We start from the raw sequence: 16,645 nt of genomic DNA on the forward strand, positions 1-16,645 counted from the left end.
ATCTATTTACCATCAGTATACTTGTAGCCATAATAGTTATATCCGTATCCATAATAACTACTGGCTTTCTTGACAACACCATTCAAAATACATCCTTTCACTATTACACCACTCTGTTCTAATCGCTTAACACTTACCTCTATTTCTTTTGCAGTATTAGTCTCGAAGCGTGCAATTAGCAAAGTAGTCCCAGCATAGTTACCTATTATTGCAGCATCTGTAACAGCCAGAATTGGTGGTGTATCTAGAATAACCATATCATAATTAGCACTTGCCCACGAAACCAAATCCCCGAAGCGTCGATGCATCAGTAGTTCAGCTGGATTAGGCGGTACCATTCCCCGAGGAATAAAATCAAATTCAACCGTCGGAATCTTTCTTACAGCCTTTTGAGCATCAACTTTACCCGAAAGTATATCAGACAGCCCATTATCATTACTTACATTAAATAACTTATGCGTATAACCTTTACGCATATCAACATCAATAAATAAAACTCTTTTTCCGCTTTGAGATATAACGGCAGCAAGGTTTGAACTCACAAATGTTTTACCAGCATTTGGACTAGCTCCCGAAATCATTAGCACGTTATTCCTTGCTTCCATCATTGCAAAATGCAAGCTCGTACGTAGCCCTCGTATTGCCTCAATTGCAAGGTCCGCTGGATTGTCAATTGCTAATAGTCCGTTTACTTCACTAATTTTCCTTCTTTTCCATTTTTGTTCCTGGGCCACTCTCTTTGCAAAGTCATCTGAAATAGGAATACTTGCGTATACATTAATACCTAAATCCTCTAATTGCTCGGGAGTTTCAATACCTCTACGCAAGAACATCCGAATCATTACTAATCCAAGTGAAATGATTCCGCCAAGAATAAGCCCTGCTAAAACCACCAATATCTTTTTCGGTTTAACCGGTTTTGGTTGCGTAACGGCTTCATCAATAATTCGAACATTGCCAATTGCACTAGATTTTGCAATATTAAGCTCTTGTTGTCGGTTTAACAATTGCATATATACAGCACGCCCGGATTCTACGTCACGACTCAGACGCAAAATTTCCTGTTGTGTTTCTGGCATTGACGAAACTTTTTTATTAAGTTTTAGTTTTTCATCTTGTAGCGTTTTTCTTTTCTCCATTAATGCCTTATATGTAGGATGCTCCTTAGTATAAAGTTGAGAAATTTCTGACTCACGAAAAGTTAATTCATTTAATTGATTATCTGCATTAACTATCTGATCTAAAACAGACTTTGCTTCTAAAGAAAGATCGACAGAATCATTTTGACGACGATAGGCATTAAGCTTATCCTCAGCCAAATCTAACTCACTACGGACCTTTGGTAATTGTAAACTTAAAAATTCTAGACTTTTAGAATCCTGGGCAGCCTGGCGAGAAATATTCTGCGCTAAATAATTTCCAATTATACTATCAACGATATTTTCAATAAGTTTTTTATTTTCACCAGTAAGCGATATGCTTAAGATTCCAGTGTCTTTACCTTGATCCGTGACTGTGAGTATTTTTTGTAATTCCGTAATAGCTTGCAAACGAGTTAGGTACGTAATTGTGAATTCCGTTCCTGGGTTTGCATCTATTTTATCTATCTTTATTGATAATCCTTTACTATCTAATAAAACACCTGTTTTACCTGATAACTCGAATCCATCTCCAGATATCGTATAATTAGTGTGATCTATTACTTTCAATGTTAATTCAGGGATGTCTTCATTAGCCATCGAAATATATAATCTTGAAACATATATTTCGCCTGGTTTGTCCCCCATCAGTCTAGCCCAGCCACTGCCAAAGACAGGAAAATATTTTTGTCTGACTTCAGCTTGTAGATTTAGATCATCTACGGTTTTGCCTAAGATCATTCTCGATTGTAACAAAGCAATTTCTGGAGCAGATTGAGGTTGACTATCCGGAAGCATTTGACTCAAATTACTCAATATAGCGTTTGCTTGTTTTTCCTCAACCTGCACTAGGGCATCTGCCTGATATACTGGAGTAGCAAATAACGTATATACTATGGCTAGCAATGTAAATAATGACACTATCGAAATAATTAATTTTCGATTATCAATTATTTCCCCAACTATCCGTCCTAAATCTATTTCATCTGTCTCTTTCTCAACAGATTTATGCTTAACTGATGACATGCAATTTTTCCTGATATTTATGCGCCTAATTTCTCAACCCAGCGCAAGCCGGCTTGCTCAATCAATTGATATACAGAGTTAAATGCTTCTTCACTCTTACGATACGGATCTGGAATTTCTCTACAATTCAGCCATTGACCAAACAACATAGTTTTCCCTCGGGCTTCGGGTGCAATACGGCCAATTTGTTCAATATGATATTTTTCCATGACTAGTATTAAATCATACTGGCGCCCTAGAGAGGCTGTGAATTGCCGCCCCTTATGCCCATCTAAGGATAATCCATGTTTAACCGAAACTTTGATTGCACTTTCATCAGCATCATGATCGACTAATGCAGATGTACCAGCTGAATCTATTTTTTTATTAGGCAACTCGCGGCGTAGAAAACGTTCACCAATAGGTGATCGGCAAATATTTCCAGTACATACTATTAGAATTGAATCAAACATTAGTTGGGCCATCTCTTTATATAACGCATTGTTTCTGTCATATCATGCACACCAGTAATCGTCGGAACCAACTGTGAAATAACCCGATTCCAACGAACCAAAGGAGCTGTAGTCACGTATACAATATCATAAGGCTGCAACTGGAACTCAGTTCCCAACACCATTGCTGAAGCATCTTGTGCATTGAGTTGGTAGATATTAGCAATTTTCCCTTGCTTATCTCCTTTCAGCTGGCGAATAACAAATACACCAGTGGCATCACTAAATGCTTGTGACATACCTTCAGCATTACCTATCGCTTCAGTAAGGGTCATACCACTACGATCCATCTTCATAGTGCTCTGTTTACCAACCTCACCCATTACGAAAACTTTAAGATCATCATTACGGGGCACAAATAGAATATCACCCGGATATAGCAGATGATTCTGCGTTAAGTCCCCCTTTTGCATTAAGGCATAAAGAGAAATTTTGGTATCTTTGCCATCATGCGTAAGCACTACATTGCGCCAGTCTGCATCAGCAGATAACCCACCAGCGGCATTAATAGCATCCATGACCGTCAATGGAATATTTGTTATCGCTTGCTTTCCTGAGTTGGTTACTTCTCCAGTAACATATACCTTCTGGGAGCGAAATGCGGCTATACTCACATCAACTTGAGGACTTTCGATGTAAGTAGTCAAGCGACCCGCAATCTCCTGTCGCACCTGGCTCAGTGTCTTACCTGCAACTTGGACCTTTCCAATATAAGGGTAGAAAATAGTTCCGTCAGAATTGACCCAGTTTCCCGTATCACTTGCACTCCGATATTGACCAGCAGGTGTGGTCAATTCTGGATGATCCCACACTGTCACCATTAGTACATCCCCAACCCCAATACGATACTCGTAATTTTTAAGCAAAGTATCTAGTTGCGGATTTGGTCTCGCCATCAGCGTTTCCGGACGTAACTGATCTACCAAACTTGGAGTCATAGGATATACATTCACAAGTTTATCCAGATCGTAATCACTATCAGGGAGTTCAATCGTATTCTTTCGTAAGCCATTTAATCCTTGCCCAGGAATAATCGTACAACCCGATAAAAATCCTAAAACTAAAGCTAACGCGGAAAATCTAACAATTTTTTTCTTCATAATGTCACATCATCAGTAAACCAAAATTTGCCATTTCCTGAACAGCTATTGATTATCCAGCACATCCTTGTGTGGGTAGATATAGAGATGTATACGATTTGCTTCCTGCAACGTTACCCAAATCTCTTTACCAATCTGCCGCATTCAGCCTATAAACTAAAAGGGATTTCTATCCCAGCACTTGCGCCAACATCATCGCTATCGCTATGAGATGCGTTGGTATACCACAGCGAGGTGTTAAGGCGGACTGTTTTATAGACATCCCCACTCCAGCCAAGTTGTATACCTTTCAATGTGTCAGCATTCGGGAATGCTTTATTAATTGATTGATCTTTGGGATTTACTTTGGCATAAACCAAACGCGTACTCCAACGCTGGTTATCCTCTGTTATCAGCTCAACCTTACCGGCGAATAGCTGACCGTCTCCCCCCATAGCATCGCCTAGCGGATAGCCCTGCTGATAGTAACCATCTTTATAAATATGATGTGTATAGGTATAGCCCGTTCGACTCATATTAGTACGTGTGTCATGCGCTTCGAAATACCAGTTCACCGCATTTTTACCCCAGCCATGATGCCCTTCGACCCCACCGAGGAACATATTGGCTGATGGTAAGTAACCAGACTCATCCTCGCCGATCATCTGCCCATAAAAGCTTACCGGCCAGCCCAGAGTCGGCTCCAGTTTGAATTTAAAATCAAACCCGGCCAGCTGGTTGCCCGGCTCGTTATCGGTACCGGTATTATCATGCCCAGTGAAGCCATCCCAGAAGCTACTAAATGATTGCGGCCGCCCTTCCCCACCCCACTGCATAATACGCGATGCGCCTAACTCTAAAGACTGGAAAGGTGAAAAGGTGAAACGTCCGCCGATTATTTTGGCATGGGGCACCGCGGTATATTGATTCATCTGGCTTGCGGAGATCTGGTACTGCCATGGGCCCACCCAGCGCAGCCACCATGTTTCCGGCGCCGCCTGCTCTGCCCGCTGCATCAGGAAGCCGGTCATCGGCCGCATGGCATCCCCACGGATCAGGCTGCCTTCATAGCCCGGCCCCCACCACTGCGGTACCTGGCCAAAGGAGAGCCACTGGTTCCAGAATTTCACCGCGCCATAGGCGCCGTTGGCGTTGAACCGCGATCCGTTGCTGATCCGCTCTCCCCCTTCGACATTGCCCTGCAGGTGGACATCCCACCACTCGCCGCTATTGTTAAACGCCAGGCCTAACGAGTTATCTGCTGGCTGCGTCTGGCCAAACCCTTGCGGGGTGCCCGGCTGGTCGGTCGAGGTGTAGCCGGTGACCCGGAAATCGGCTTTTAAAGCAGACAGTCGCTGGCTGATACGAGCCAGAACCACTTGCTCAGAAGAATAGGACGGTTTGGCCTTTTTTAGCGCCCGGGCGATCTCTTCCTGACTCAGCGGCCAGGTCGACAGGCTCAGATGGATGACCCCGCGATCGGAAAGCCAGGCAAGGTCGTTTCGCAGATCGTTATCATTTACTACTAACCCGGCCGCGTAAGCCTGGGCTCCCAGTGAGGAAAGCAAACCCAGCGTCACGGCAATGCGCGCAATTTTTATCATTGTACAAGATCCATTTTCAGCCCCGCTGTCGTATCTCAATGAGAATGAGGGGAATAGCAAGATAGAAAGCGCTCGCGGCACCAGCTGACTTCACTGTGCAACACCGACGAGGCAAGTACAGTTACCCTAAGCTGCTTGTCATCTTTATAACATCCGCCCAGCTCACAATGTAGGCGAATTTTACCCTATAGGCTATCGATGAGATGGGAAAAATAATATCCAGGTGATATCAGCAGCGCTCCTGACCAACTTCTGAGGCTATCCGTGGAAGATGGATGGATATCCGATGAGGGTATTCATCCTGACTAGGTCGATTTTTACAGCCGTTGAACAGGAACTATTGTACAGCAGCAAGCGGCTTCAGCGACGCTACCGCCCCTGGCTTAACAGCTACCAGCGCACTGACTACCTGAACGACTATTTTATCGGCCTGTGGATGAATAATTGGTCAGGCCTTTATTTTTGCGGCGTTAAGTCTACGGGATTTCGGTCACAATTGGGAGTCTTACTGCCGAATATCTGCCAATTAATCCTATCCTCTGTTTTATTGGCGAAAATTAGCGGTTCGCCAATAAAGATTATTTACTGCTCTCAACAATCGAACACCTATACGACATCGCTGCGCCGACGCATACACAGCTAACCCTCTGAAAAAACATATATTTTTCATGACACCCGCGTCATTCAAAAATCAGATAATGTCGTCATAGTCAACTACAATTTCTAATAGTTTCCAATATCTCGATATACATTAAATCTGTATCAGGTGCTTTTTGTATGCATTTAAGTAACGTCTGATCACCCCTATATCCATGTAAACAGGCAATAGCAATGTAGTAGCACTTCATTATTTCATAAATATGAATTATCAATTGCCCGGCATATAGTAGATTATTTTCTTATTTGACTAATTAACCAGCGAAAACTTAATTTCCCCTGTAAAACAAATGACAATTACCAGGCCTGCTTGTGCAGATCGTTTCGGGTATAGGGTTTGTCCAACGGTCCTACTGCGATGGCGATTTGTCCCAGCAGGGACTGAGTCGGCGCTTTATTGCCGCTATGCAACAGGATAAGCGGGACCATCATCAGGCACGCGACGCCGCCCCATGAAATACTCACGCTTTCCGAATGAGTGGTACGTTTTTGCAGCAGCAGGAACAAAGCGCTGCCAGCAGCACCCAGCAGCAGGCCAGCGATCACTTCCGAGACGGAATGCGCATGGATGACCAGCCGTGAATACCCCACCACTGCGGCTAAAACATAGCCTGTGGCGACCGCTGCTCTTTGCACACCCGCGGAGAAACGGGCGCTAAGCAGCCATAAGAAGATAGGCCAGAAGGCTGCGGAGAGCGCTGAGTGGCCGCTGAAGCCGGTGTAATCCAGCTCGCGAATACCCAGTCCCCAGCCCATAAAGGCCAGTTTGGAGGCGCAGACGATGGCGCCGGTGATGCCGAACAGCAAACTCCACTGCCACGCCAGCAACCGCGACGTTTTACGCAGCATCAGGACAATAAACAGCGCCGCTGCGCTGGGCAGCAAAACGGTGCTATCGCCAAAAAATGAGATGAGTTGCCAGTTCATATACCTGTGATCCTTCGATGATGTCCACTGCCGTGCTCAGGGATTATCCATAATGTCTGTACCAGCTCGCATGCCAATTCATTTCACATTTTTATGCATGCAAGTGAGATGTTTAAAGCGGAAACATGATCGCAGTCAAGTTTTATTTTTGGCTGACGTTGACCGCTTTCCCTGCACTTTAGGAATTGTCGCACTAAGTGACTATTCATAAAGCATTATTGCCGCTACTCCGACCATTGCACCACAGAGGCCCGAGACAAACTACCAGAAGTCTCCGAAGCCATACTTTTCTTTACAATCGTTATAACATTCACGTTATGAATAAATTCTGCATAACGTTATGAGCGGCAGGACCGATGTTCAGAACCTGCCGCCCGGTCTCAGGCTGGCGTTCAGGCCAGCAGTTTTTTAATGCTTTCGCGGAATTTGGTGCCTTCTTTCAGGTTACGCATTCCGTAAGTGACGAAGGCCTGCATATAGCCCATTTTCTTACCGCAGTCATAGCTTTCGCCGGTCATCAGCATCGCGTCGACGGACTGCTTCTTCGCCAGCTCGGCAATGGCGTCGGTCAGTTGGATACGCCCCCAGGCGCCCGGCTCGGTGCGCTCCAGTTCGGCCCAGATATCTGCCGACAGCACGTAGCGGCCCACCGCCATCAGGTCGGAGTCCAGAGTCTGCGGTTCGTCCGGTTTTTCAATAAACTCGACGATACGTGCGACCTGCCCTTCCGCCACCATCGGCTCTTTGGTCTGGATCACGGAGTATTCTGAGAGATCCCCCGGCATGCGTTTCGCCAGCACCTGGCTGCGGCCGGTCTCGTTAAAGCGGGCGACCATAGCGGCGAGGTTATAGCGCAGCGGGTCAGCGGTGCCGCCGTCGAGGATGATATCCGGCAGCACCACCACAAACGGGTTATCCCCGACGACCGGACGGGCGCAGAGAATGGAGTGGCCCAGACCCAGCGGCTGCGCCTGGCGCACGTTCATGATAGTTACGCCAGGCGGACAAATGGCCTGGACTTCCGCTAACAGCTGGCGCTTCACGCGTTGCTCAAGCAGGGCTTCCAGCTCGTAGGAGGTATCAAAGTGGTTTTCCACCGCGTTCTTCGAGGAGTGCGTCACCAGAACAATCTCTTTGATCCCGGCGGCGACGATTTCGTCAACAATGTACTGAATCATTGGCTTATCAACGATCGGCAGCATCTCCTTTGGAATTGCCTTTGTGGCCGGCAGCATATGCATGCCTAGTCCTGCGACCGGAATAACCGCTTTCAAATTCGCCATATTCATCTTCACCTGTTTGGTTGCAAAACACGCGGTTTTGCAAAATTGTACATGTCACAAATCCATTGAAACTGATAATACACGGATACTGCCCGGGCATCTGCCCGCCAAATTCTTAAATTCACTGTCACGTAAAAGAATACACATAACTCCCTTTTACCAACAGTTAGAAGTGAGAATAATCTTATTCTCGATCAGGTTATTCAGCGGTGCGTTTCTCTGCGCCGTGCAATGTGGCCGAGATCCCCGTCCACAGGGCGCGCCAGCACGCCAGGGCTGCCGTGCCGCACCTATGCCCGCAAAGAATAGGTATAGATAATAAATTTATCCAGGCAATATATTTCAGCATTTACCGCTGGACAGGTCGCTATACAAGCCATAATCGGCGGAATAAAACCAGGAGCCGCCCTATTCTGCGCCCCCTTTATGAGCTGAATTATGCCGATTTTGCGAGGGATTACGCTCTTCCCCCATAGCGTAAGCATCACCTCTCGCTGCGACGAGCGGTGTCACAGCGCCGCTTTTGCGCCCCTGGCGGAAGCGCAGCGGCAGACGTTCTGATATTGGCCCGCTTATTCCAGGGCAACCGCCATGGTGTTATTTTTTCACTGTTCTTTACCGGAACATAATTCTTATCGGTTCGCTTAATCTGCTGGAAATATATCCACCCATGGCAGGGCGCTATCCGCGTCGTTATTGCATTTTATACTCATCTTATCCATGATCGTGGTAACACATACCGCAGTCGTACAGGTTTTAATACATATGGAATGGATTGCCGATCCGTCAATCTGGGCAGGTCTCGTCACGCTGGTCGTTATCGAACTGGTGTTAGGTATCGATAACCTGGTCTTTATCGCTATCCTCGCTGAGAAGCTCCCGCCCGCCCAGCGCGACCGCGCGCGGATCACTGGCCTGATGCTGGCGATGGTGATGCGTCTCCTGCTGCTGGCCTCTATCTCCTGGCTCGTCACCCTGACCAAACCGCTGATTGTTTTTCACGACTTCAGCTTCAGCGCCCGCGATTTAATTATGCTGTTCGGCGGCTTGTTCCTGCTGTTTAAAGCGACCGTCGAGCTTAATGAGCGGCTGGAGGGAAAAGACAGCGATAATCCCACCCAGCGCAGAGGGGCCAAATTCTGGGCAGTGGTGGCGCAGATCGTGGTGCTTGATGCCATCTTCTCGCTCGACTCGGTGATCACCGCGGTCGGCATGGTCGACCACCTGGCGGTGATGATGGCCGCCGTGATCATCGCTATCAGCCTGATGCTGATGGCCAGCAAGGCGCTGACGCGCTTCGTTAACAGCCACCCGACCATCGTGATCCTCTGTCTGAGCTTCCTGCTGATGATCGGCTTCAGCCTGATTGCTGAAGGCTTCAGCTTTATTATTCCGAAAGGCTATTTATATGCGGCAATTGGCTTCTCGGTGATGATTGAAGCCCTTAACCAGCTGGCGCTGTTTAACCGCCGTCGCTTTCTCTCCGCCAATATGACGCTGCGTCAGCGCACTACCGAGGCGGTAATGAACCTGCTGAGCGGTCAGAAGGAAAAAGCTGAACTGGATGCTGACACGGCGTCGCTGGTGGCCGATCAGGACCATCATCCTTTGTTTAATCCGCAGGAAAGGTTGATGATTGAGCGGGTGCTGAACCTTAATCAGCGCAGCGTCAGCAGTATTATGACCTCCCGCCATGATATCGAGCGCATCGACCTCAGCGCGCCGGAGGAAGAGATCCGCAGCCTGGTGAAAAAAAATCAGCACACCCGCCTGGTGGTCACCGGCGGAAAGGATAATGAAGACCTGCTGGGGGTGGTGCATGTTATCGACCTGCTCCAGCAGTCCCTGCGCCAGGAGCCGCTGGATCTGCAGGCGCTGGTGCGCCAGCCGCTGGTCTTTCCGGAAGGGTTACCGCTCCTCTCAGCCCTTGAGCAGTTTCGTCAGGCCCGCACCCATTTTGCCTTTGTGGTGGATGAGTTTGGCTCCGTCGAGGGGATTGTGACCCTGAGCGACGTGATGGAGACCATTGCCGGCAATCTGCCCAACGAGGTGGAGGAGATCGACGCCCGGCACGATATTCAGCACCATCCGGACGGTTCGTGGACGGTTAACGGCCATATGCCGCTGGAGGATCTGGTGCAGTATGTTCCGCTGCCGCTGGATGATAAACGTGAGTACCACACCGTTGCCGGTCTGCTGATGGAGTATCTGCAGCATGTGCCGCAGGTGGGGGAAACCATTGAGATTGACGGTTATACCCTGCGCACGCTGCAGGTCGACAGCCATCGGGTGCAAAAGGTGCAGATCGTCCCGCCGGTAAAGCAGGAAGAGCTGGATTATGAGGTGTAATCCTAAGGGATAAATAACGGCCCGGGGTATCCCGGGCCGTAAAATTGATAGCCAGGTACCCTGTTTATTGCCTGATGGCGCTTCGCTTATCAGGCCTACAGAATGGCGACACAAACCGGGGAATTACCCCCTGCTGCACAACCCAGGCGGAGTCAGGCGTAGCCGCCGCCCGGCATTAACGTGACATCACACTTTGACGACATGCTCACATCACAGGGAATTGATGCTCTACAGCCGCCACACTGCCTGATGGCGCTTCGCTTATCAGGCCTACGGGAGGGCGACACAGACCGAGGGATTACCCCTATCGCACAGCCCTGGCCAGATCAGGCGTATCCGCCGCCCGGCATCAATATGACAACACACTTTGACGGCAATGACACAGCCCGGAAGTCCCGGGCTGCTGGTCTGGACGATTACAGCTTATCGAGCAGTTTTTTGGCGTCTTTGCTCTCTTTGCTGCCTTTATTACGTTCGACCCAGTCGTTGAGGCGCTGCTTCGCTTCATCCTGCAGCTGTTTGCGCAGGATCTGGTCGACCTGCAGGCTGTAGCTCAGCGACTGCCAGTCGCCATAGATGCGCAGCGGGATAGCGGTCTGTTTCAGGCGGTCGATAAGTTTGCCCTCGCCTTTCCAGCCGCCGAGCACGCGCACGTTAAAGCGCATATCGCAGTTCTCTTTCTGCAGATCGAGCTGACCTTCGCCGGTCATCGCCATCACATCGGACTGCCCCTGCAGGCGGTTCAGCGTCACCAGCCCGTTATCCAGCGTGAGCTGGCTGCTCACGGCATCCAGGCGGGTGGCATTGTCATAGTTTTCCTGCGCCCGCACGTTGGTGCTGCGCTCAACGGCCTGTTGCACCAGCTGCTGGAAGTTAAGTCCTTCGGTTCGGGTATCGGTCATCTGGAGCTGCGCCTGGCCCTGCCAGTGACGGCGGAAATCATCCGCGTCAATGCGCGTTCCGGAAAACTCGCCGGTCAGTGACAGCTTGCCGGTCAGGCTTAATGAATAGTTGAAGGCTTTGATCAGCGAACCAATCTCCACGTTCTGCAGCGCCGGCTGGAACGTCGCCTGCGGCGTGTCGCCGCGGGCATCAAGGGTCCCGGGGAGGGAGAGCTGGCCGCCGTCGAGGTTGCTCTGCATTTTGCTGACCGTCAGCAGCCCCTGCTGATTGCTGATTTCGCTCTGCACCTGGGTGAAGTTCAGGCCGCGCCACTGCAGCTGGTCGGCGCTCAGGGCCATCCGGCCGTTAAAGCCGCGCAGGCTCTGGTAATCTTCGCGCTCATCGCTGTCGGCGATCACCGGACGCAGCGGTCGCGTCTGGCTCTGGCCCTGCGGGCTGGCGCTGCTGTCGGTCGCCGGCGAAGAGGATGCCAGCAGACTGTCAAGATTCAGGGTGGTGGCGTGCAGATCCAATGACCAGTCCGGGCGGTCTCCCAGCACCACGCTGCCGTTGCCGGTGAGGGTGCTGCCGCTGGCCATCAGGTTCAGATTATCAAAGCGCAGGGTTTTGCCATCCTCCTGCCAGCTGGCCTGCAGGCTCCCCTGACCATTGATGCCGTCGGGGGGCAGCTCGGCGCCGCGCAGCTGCCAGCTGAGCTGGCTAAAGTCGGCTTTTAACGAGTGCGGATAGTCGCCACCCTGCACGGTGGCGGAGAAGCTCAGCGCCAGGTCGCGCTGGTCGCGGTTGATCCGGCCGGAGAAGTCGACGGTGGCCCGGTGGTTCTCATCCTGCTCCATCTGCAGGCGGATGTCGCGCACGGTCACCTGCTCGCCGTTCTCATGCTGGAAGAAGAGCACGCTGTCGGCCACCTGCAGCTGGCGCACGTCGTAGGACCATCCGCGGTCCTCCGGAGCCAGCGGCAGGGTGTTGTCATGCGGCACCACCGGCGCGGCGCTGTCGCGAACCGCTTCGGTTTTCGGGGTCAGCTGGATCACCGCCCCCTTGAGCATCACCTGCTTCACCTGCAGCTGGTGCGACAGCAACGGCAGCAGCGCCACGTCGAGGCGCATGTTGTCGGCGCGGATCACCGGCTCCTCGGCGCCTCGGGCGGTCAGCGTCATGCGTCCGCTGAGAATGCTGAGCTGCGGCCAGACGTGCCAGCGCAACGGGCCATCGAGTTCAAGCTGATAACCGCTGCGCTCTGCCACCTGATGCACCATATAGGCGCGAAAATCGTTGGGATTGACCAGCAATACCAACGAGGTAAGCCCGGCGACAATGACCGCCAGCAGGATCATCAGCGTTGTCAGTATTCGTCTCATGGCACCCTCAGCAACACCCCGTTGACGTTATCAATCCTTGTCGATTCGGCTCGCCACCGCGCCCTGTTGGTCGCGATATTTGGCGTCTTCACGGCGATTATATGGCCGCGCCGCCGGGCCCGATAAGGGTTCAAAGCTCAGCGCGCCGATGGGCATCCCCGGGCGCAGCGCCAGCGGCAGTTTGCCGGAGTTGTAGAACTCAAGCACGATGCAGCCGGACCAGCCCGGGTCGATGCGGTGCGCAGTCACGTGCACCATCAGCCCCAGGCGCGCCAGCGAGGAGCGTCCGTCCAGCCAGCCCACCAGGTCGGCAGGCAGGGTGACCGACTCGTAGGTCACCGCCAGCGCCAGTTCGCCTGGATGCAGGAAAAAGGCCTCCCCTTCCGGCAGTACGATCTCTTCGCTCATCACGCGGTCCAGCGCGGCGCTGACCTCGGCCTTCGGGCCGCTTAAATCGATAAACGGCGCCGTGTGGCCGCGGAAGGTGCGGAATTTATTACCCAGCCGTACATCAACCGTCGCGCCATTAATACGCTCAACGGGCGGGCGCGGATTGATGGCCAGTCGCCCTTCATCCAACCAGGCTTCGATATCTCGGTCACACAGACGCATGGGCTTTCTCCTTATAAGGCTGCTTCCCGCACGCTTCGCGGCGGAGAGGGCAACAGGGCTACTCTTTGCACGTTACACAATTCGGCCAGGTTATTCAAAGAACTGACTGATTTTGGCCTTCAGAATATCAATCGCGATGCGGTTTTTGCCGCCGCGCGGCACGATGATGTCGGCATACTGCTTCGACGGCTCAATAAACTGCAGGAACATCGGGCGCACGGTTTTCTGATACTGGGCCATCACCGAGTCCATGGAGCGGCCGCGCTCGTTTACGTCGCGCTTAATGCGGCGCATCAGGCAAATATCGAGCGGGGTGTCGACGAAAATAGAGAAGTTGAGCTCGTTACGCAGACGCGCGTCGGTCAGCAGCAGGATCCCTTCAAGAATAATCACCTTCTTCGGCTCGACGTGAATGGTGTTCGGCGTGCGGGTATGCTCGACGTAGCTGTAGACCGGCAGTTCAATCGGCTGGCCGCTTTTCAGCATCTGCAGGTGCTGGAACAACAGACTGTGGTCCATTGAGCTCGGGTGGTCATAGTTGGTTTTGACGCGCTCTTCCATCGACAGATGACTTTGATCTTTGTAATAGCTGTCTTCCGGAATGACGCCAATATGTTCGTCGCCAACTTGTTCACGCAATTCGCGATAGAGAGTACTGGCAATAAGACTTTTGCCAGAAGCCGATGCGCCGGCGATACCTACAATGACGCACTGATGGGACATATCAGTCATAAATTTTTGCGACCTGATTAACCTGGATAGAGATGGAGGGTGGCGGCGGACCGCCAAACGCGGCAATTATAGGGATTTCAGCGTCCCGATACCAGTGGTATGCGCCCCGGACGGCTATTCCGCCGCCGGCGCCCAGTCATCGGTATACCAGATATGCAACAGCGCATAAGATCGCATCGGCTGCCAGCGGCGGGCATAGCGGGCGATGGCGGCTGGCGTCATTCCCGGAAAGCGCTGTTTAATCAGGTAGTCGTCCGGCAAAAAGATATCCTTCGCCTGCCAGCCGCGCAGGGCAAAGTAGTTTGCCGTCCAGCGGCCAATCCCGGGCAGAGTCTGCAGCTGACGCAGCCCGGCGTCGATATCCGCCGGCGCCGTCAGTGGCAGCTCGCCGCTGAGCGCCGCCCGGGCGAGGTGGATCAGCGCCTCCGCGCGGCGAAGCGGCATCCCCAGCGCCTTCAGCCCCTGCGGATCGGCCCGGGAGAGCGCCTCCGGCGTCGGAAATAAGACATAGCCGGGGGCGTCCGCCAGCGGTTCGCCCCAGCCGGCCGCCACTTTGGCGGTGAGCCGGGCGGCCATCGCCACGCTCACCAGCTGGCCGAGCACCGCGCGCACCGCCTGTTCGAAAGCGTCCAGCGCCCCGGGCAGGCGCAGCCCCGGTCGCGCCTGTGCCAGGTCGCCCAGCGTGCGAGCGACCTGCTGCGGGTCGCAGGCCAGATCGAACAGCTGGCCAATTCGCGCATAGCAGATCTCAGCCACCGGCTGCAGCCCCGGGGAGAGCGTCACCCGCAGGCCCTGCGCCTCCTCGTCCGGCGCCAGATGAATCAGCCCGCCGTGGCCTGCTACGCGAAAGCTGCGGCTGTAGCCGCCGTCATGAAAACGCTCAACGCCAGCGACCGCACGCGCCTGCAGAAAACCAACCATCCACGCCCAGTCGTAAGGCGGGGTCCAGGGTAACAACACCATAAGCTCTCCTTTATATAGCGTTTCAATGATAGTCGCCCTTCACCGTCAGCGCCTTGCTTTTAAATTCCGGTTGTCGGCATGACGGCGATCCGCTAAAGTCGCCCCCCTTCTTCACCGGCATGGGGATTTTGCAGACGATGTTTATTGGTTTTGACTACGGCACCGCCAACTGTTCGGTGGCCGTGATGCGGGAAAACAAGCCCCAGCTGTTGACGCTGGAAAACGGCAGCGCCCTGCTGCCCTCGATGCTCTGCGCGCCGACGCGCGAAGCGGTCAGCGAGTGGCTCTATCGCCATCACGATGTGCCCACCCACAGCGACGAAAACCAGGCGCTGCTGCGCCGGGCGATTGCCGCCAACCGCGACGAAGACATCGAGGTGCTGCGCAACAGCGTGCAGTTCGGCCTCGCCTCACTGCATCAATATGTTGAAGATCCGCAAGAGGTCTACTTCGTTAAATCGCCAAAGTCCTTCCTCGGCGCCAGCGGCCTCAAGCCGCAGCAGGTGGCCCTGTTTGAAGACCTGGTCTGCGCCATGATGCTGCACATCAAACTGCAGGCGGAAAGCCAGCTGCCCGAGCAGATTGACCAGGCGGTGATTGGCCGACCGATTAACTTCCAGGGCCTCGGCGGCGACGACGCCAACGCCCAGGCGCAGGGGATCCTTGAGCGGGCAGCCCTCCGCGCCGGTTTTCGCGACGTGGTCTTCCAGTTTGAACCGGTGGCCGCCGGCCTGGATTTCGAAGCTACCCTCAATGAAGAGAAGCGGGTGCTGGTCGTCGATATCGGCGGCGGCACCACCGACTGTTCCCTGCTGCTGATGGGCCCGCAGTGGCGGGAGCGCGCCGACCGCCAGCAGAGCCTGCTCGGCCACAGCGGCTGCCGCATCGGCGGTAACGACCTCGACATTGCCCTGGCCTTTAAATGCCTGATGCCCCTTCTCGGCATGGGCGGTGAAACGGAGAAAGGCACCGCGCTGCCGATCCTCCCGTGGTGGAATGCGGTGGCGATCAACGACGTCCCGGCGCAGAGCGATTTCTACAGTACCGCCAATGGCCGACTGCTGAACGACCTGCTGCGCAGCGCCCGGGATGCCGATAAGGTGGCCCTGCTGCTGAAGGTCTGGCGTCAGCGTCTGAGCTATCGCCTGGTGCGCAGCGCCGAAGAGAGCAAAATCGCCCTCTCCAGCGCCGCCCGCGTTGAGACCGCGCTGCCGTTTATTCAGGACGAGCTGGCTACCGATATCGCTCAGCAGGGTCTGGAAGCGGCGCTGGATCAGCCTCTGGCCCGCATTATGGAGCAGGTGCAGCTCGCCCTCGACAGCAGCCAGACCACCCCGGATGTGATCTATCTTACCGGCGGTAGCGCCCGCTCGCCGCTGATCAAAAAGGCGCTGGCGGCCCGGCTGCCCGGTATTCCGCTGGCCGGTGGCGATGATTTTGGCTCGGTAACCGCCGGGCTGGCCCGCTGGGCGCAGGTGGTTTTCCGCTAGTCCCCCCCGGCGCTGCCGCGCAGCAGGTC

11 protein-coding genes and 2 pseudogenes are annotated in these 16,645 nt (G+C 53.0%); 3 read left to right on the forward strand and 10 right to left on the reverse strand.

Annotation, left to right across the window (positions count from 1 at the left end; all coding sequences use genetic code 11):
* Positions 1-2: 2 nt before the first annotated feature.
* The 4 genes from GT756_RS16980 to GT756_RS16995 all read right to left on the reverse strand — a co-directional run bounded on the left by GT756_RS16980 (position 3) and on the right by GT756_RS16995 (position 5,339).
* Positions 3-2,165, reverse strand: a complete 2,163-nt coding sequence (locus GT756_RS16980) for a polysaccharide biosynthesis tyrosine autokinase (RefSeq protein ID WP_160124945.1) — start codon at positions 2,163-2,165, stop codon at positions 3-5.
* Positions 2,166-2,182: 17 nt separating this feature from the next.
* The gene (locus GT756_RS16985; protein WP_275268340.1) at positions 2,183-2,617 is read right to left on the reverse strand and encodes a protein tyrosine phosphatase; all 435 of its coding nucleotides are present in this window, start codon (positions 2,615-2,617) and stop codon (positions 2,183-2,185) included.
* Positions 2,617-3,756 (reverse strand): polysaccharide export protein, encoded by a 1,140-nt coding sequence (locus GT756_RS16990; RefSeq protein WP_072420691.1) that lies wholly within the window; start codon positions 3,754-3,756, stop codon positions 2,617-2,619. The genes GT756_RS16985 and GT756_RS16990 overlap by 1 nt, the downstream gene beginning before the upstream one ends.
* 149 nt (positions 3,757-3,905) lie before the next feature.
* Complete coding sequence (locus tag GT756_RS16995; RefSeq protein ID WP_072420690.1) at positions 3,906-5,339, reverse strand: capsule assembly Wzi family protein; 1,434 nt, start codon at positions 5,337-5,339, stop codon at positions 3,906-3,908.
* Between the two features lie 286 nt (positions 5,340-5,625).
* Here GT756_RS16995 and GT756_RS25950 point away from each other — a divergent pair.
* Positions 5,626-5,752 (forward strand): annotated as a pseudogene (locus tag GT756_RS25950) (hypothetical protein).
* 541 nt (positions 5,753-6,293) lie between these two features.
* Here the strand turns inward: GT756_RS25950 and GT756_RS17000 are convergent.
* Together GT756_RS17000 and galF are read right to left on the reverse strand one after the other, a co-directional pair.
* Positions 6,294-6,923, reverse strand: a complete 630-nt coding sequence (locus tag GT756_RS17000) for a phosphatase PAP2 family protein (RefSeq protein WP_072420689.1) — start codon at positions 6,921-6,923, stop codon at positions 6,294-6,296.
* Positions 6,924-7,283: 360 nt separating this feature from the next.
* Positions 7,284-8,212, reverse strand: a pseudogene (gene galF / locus GT756_RS17005) (GalU regulator GalF).
* Positions 8,213-8,971: 759 nt separating this feature from the next.
* Here galF and GT756_RS17010 point away from each other — a divergent pair.
* Entirely contained in the window at positions 8,972-10,555 is a 1,584-nt protein-coding gene (locus tag GT756_RS17010; RefSeq protein WP_160124946.1) for a TerC family protein, read from the forward strand.
* 416 nt (positions 10,556-10,971) lie between these two features.
* Here the strand turns inward: GT756_RS17010 and asmA are convergent, their stop codons facing one another.
* The 4 genes from asmA to alkA all read right to left on the reverse strand — a co-directional run bounded on the left by asmA (position 10,972) and on the right by alkA (position 15,126).
* Positions 10,972-12,819, reverse strand: coding sequence for an outer membrane assembly protein AsmA (gene asmA / locus GT756_RS17015; protein ID WP_160124947.1), 1,848 nt, complete (start codon positions 12,817-12,819; stop codon positions 10,972-10,974).
* Between the two features lie 30 nt (positions 12,820-12,849).
* On the reverse strand, positions 12,850-13,431 hold the full coding sequence (gene dcd, locus GT756_RS17020) for a dCTP deaminase (protein WP_004151145.1): 582 nt from the start codon (positions 13,429-13,431) through the stop codon (positions 12,850-12,852).
* Positions 13,432-13,521: 90 nt separating this feature from the next.
* Positions 13,522-14,163, reverse strand: a complete 642-nt coding sequence (gene udk, locus GT756_RS17025) for a uridine kinase (protein ID WP_002912442.1) — start codon at positions 14,161-14,163, stop codon at positions 13,522-13,524.
* A 114-nt stretch (positions 14,164-14,277) separates the two neighbouring features.
* A complete protein-coding gene (alkA, locus tag GT756_RS17030) occupies positions 14,278-15,126 on the reverse strand; it encodes a DNA-3-methyladenine glycosylase 2 (RefSeq protein WP_048295154.1) in 849 nt (282 codons plus the stop codon).
* A 137-nt stretch (positions 15,127-15,263) separates the two neighbouring features.
* Here alkA and yegD point away from each other — a divergent pair, with 137 nt between their 5' ends.
* Positions 15,264-16,616, forward strand: a complete 1,353-nt coding sequence (yegD, locus tag GT756_RS17035; RefSeq protein ID WP_004201546.1) for a molecular chaperone — start codon at positions 15,264-15,266, stop codon at positions 16,614-16,616.
* Positions 16,617-16,645 lie beyond the last annotated feature (29 nt).

This window comes from Klebsiella sp. Q2, assembly GCF_009900705.1.
Taxonomy (GTDB): Bacteria; Pseudomonadota; Gammaproteobacteria; order Enterobacterales; family Enterobacteriaceae; genus Klebsiella; species Klebsiella quasipneumoniae.

Excerpts from the sequence above, each read along its gene's own strand:
- GT756_RS16980 (WP_160124945.1), bottom strand. The coding sequence starts at position 2,165 with ATGTCATCAGTTAAGCATAAATCTGTTGAGAAAGAGACAGATGAAATA.
- GT756_RS16985 (WP_275268340.1), bottom strand. The coding sequence starts at position 2,617 with ATGTTTGATTCAATTCTAATAGTATGTACTGGAAATATTTGCCGATCA.
- GT756_RS16990 (WP_072420691.1), bottom strand. The coding sequence starts at position 3,756 with ATGAAGAAAAAAATTGTTAGATTTTCCGCGTTAGCTTTAGTTTTAGGA.
- GT756_RS16995 (WP_072420690.1), bottom strand. The coding sequence starts at position 5,339 with ATGATAAAAATTGCGCGCATTGCCGTGACGCTGGGTTTGCTTTCCTCA.
- GT756_RS17000 (WP_072420689.1), bottom strand. The coding sequence starts at position 6,923 with ATGAACTGGCAACTCATCTCATTTTTTGGCGATAGCACCGTTTTGCTG.
- GT756_RS17010 (WP_160124946.1), top strand. The coding sequence starts at position 8,972 with ATGGAATGGATTGCCGATCCGTCAATCTGGGCAGGTCTCGTCACGCTG.
- asmA (WP_160124947.1), bottom strand. The coding sequence starts at position 12,819 with ATGAGACGAATACTGACAACGCTGATGATCCTGCTGGCGGTCATTGTC.
- dcd (WP_004151145.1), bottom strand. The coding sequence starts at position 13,431 with ATGCGTCTGTGTGACCGAGATATCGAAGCCTGGTTGGATGAAGGGCGA.
- udk (WP_002912442.1), bottom strand. The coding sequence starts at position 14,163 with ATGACTGATATGTCCCATCAGTGCGTCATTGTAGGTATCGCCGGCGCA.
- alkA (WP_048295154.1), bottom strand. The coding sequence starts at position 15,126 with ATGGTGTTGTTACCCTGGACCCCGCCTTACGACTGGGCGTGGATGGTT.
- yegD (WP_004201546.1), top strand. The coding sequence starts at position 15,264 with ATGTTTATTGGTTTTGACTACGGCACCGCCAACTGTTCGGTGGCCGTG.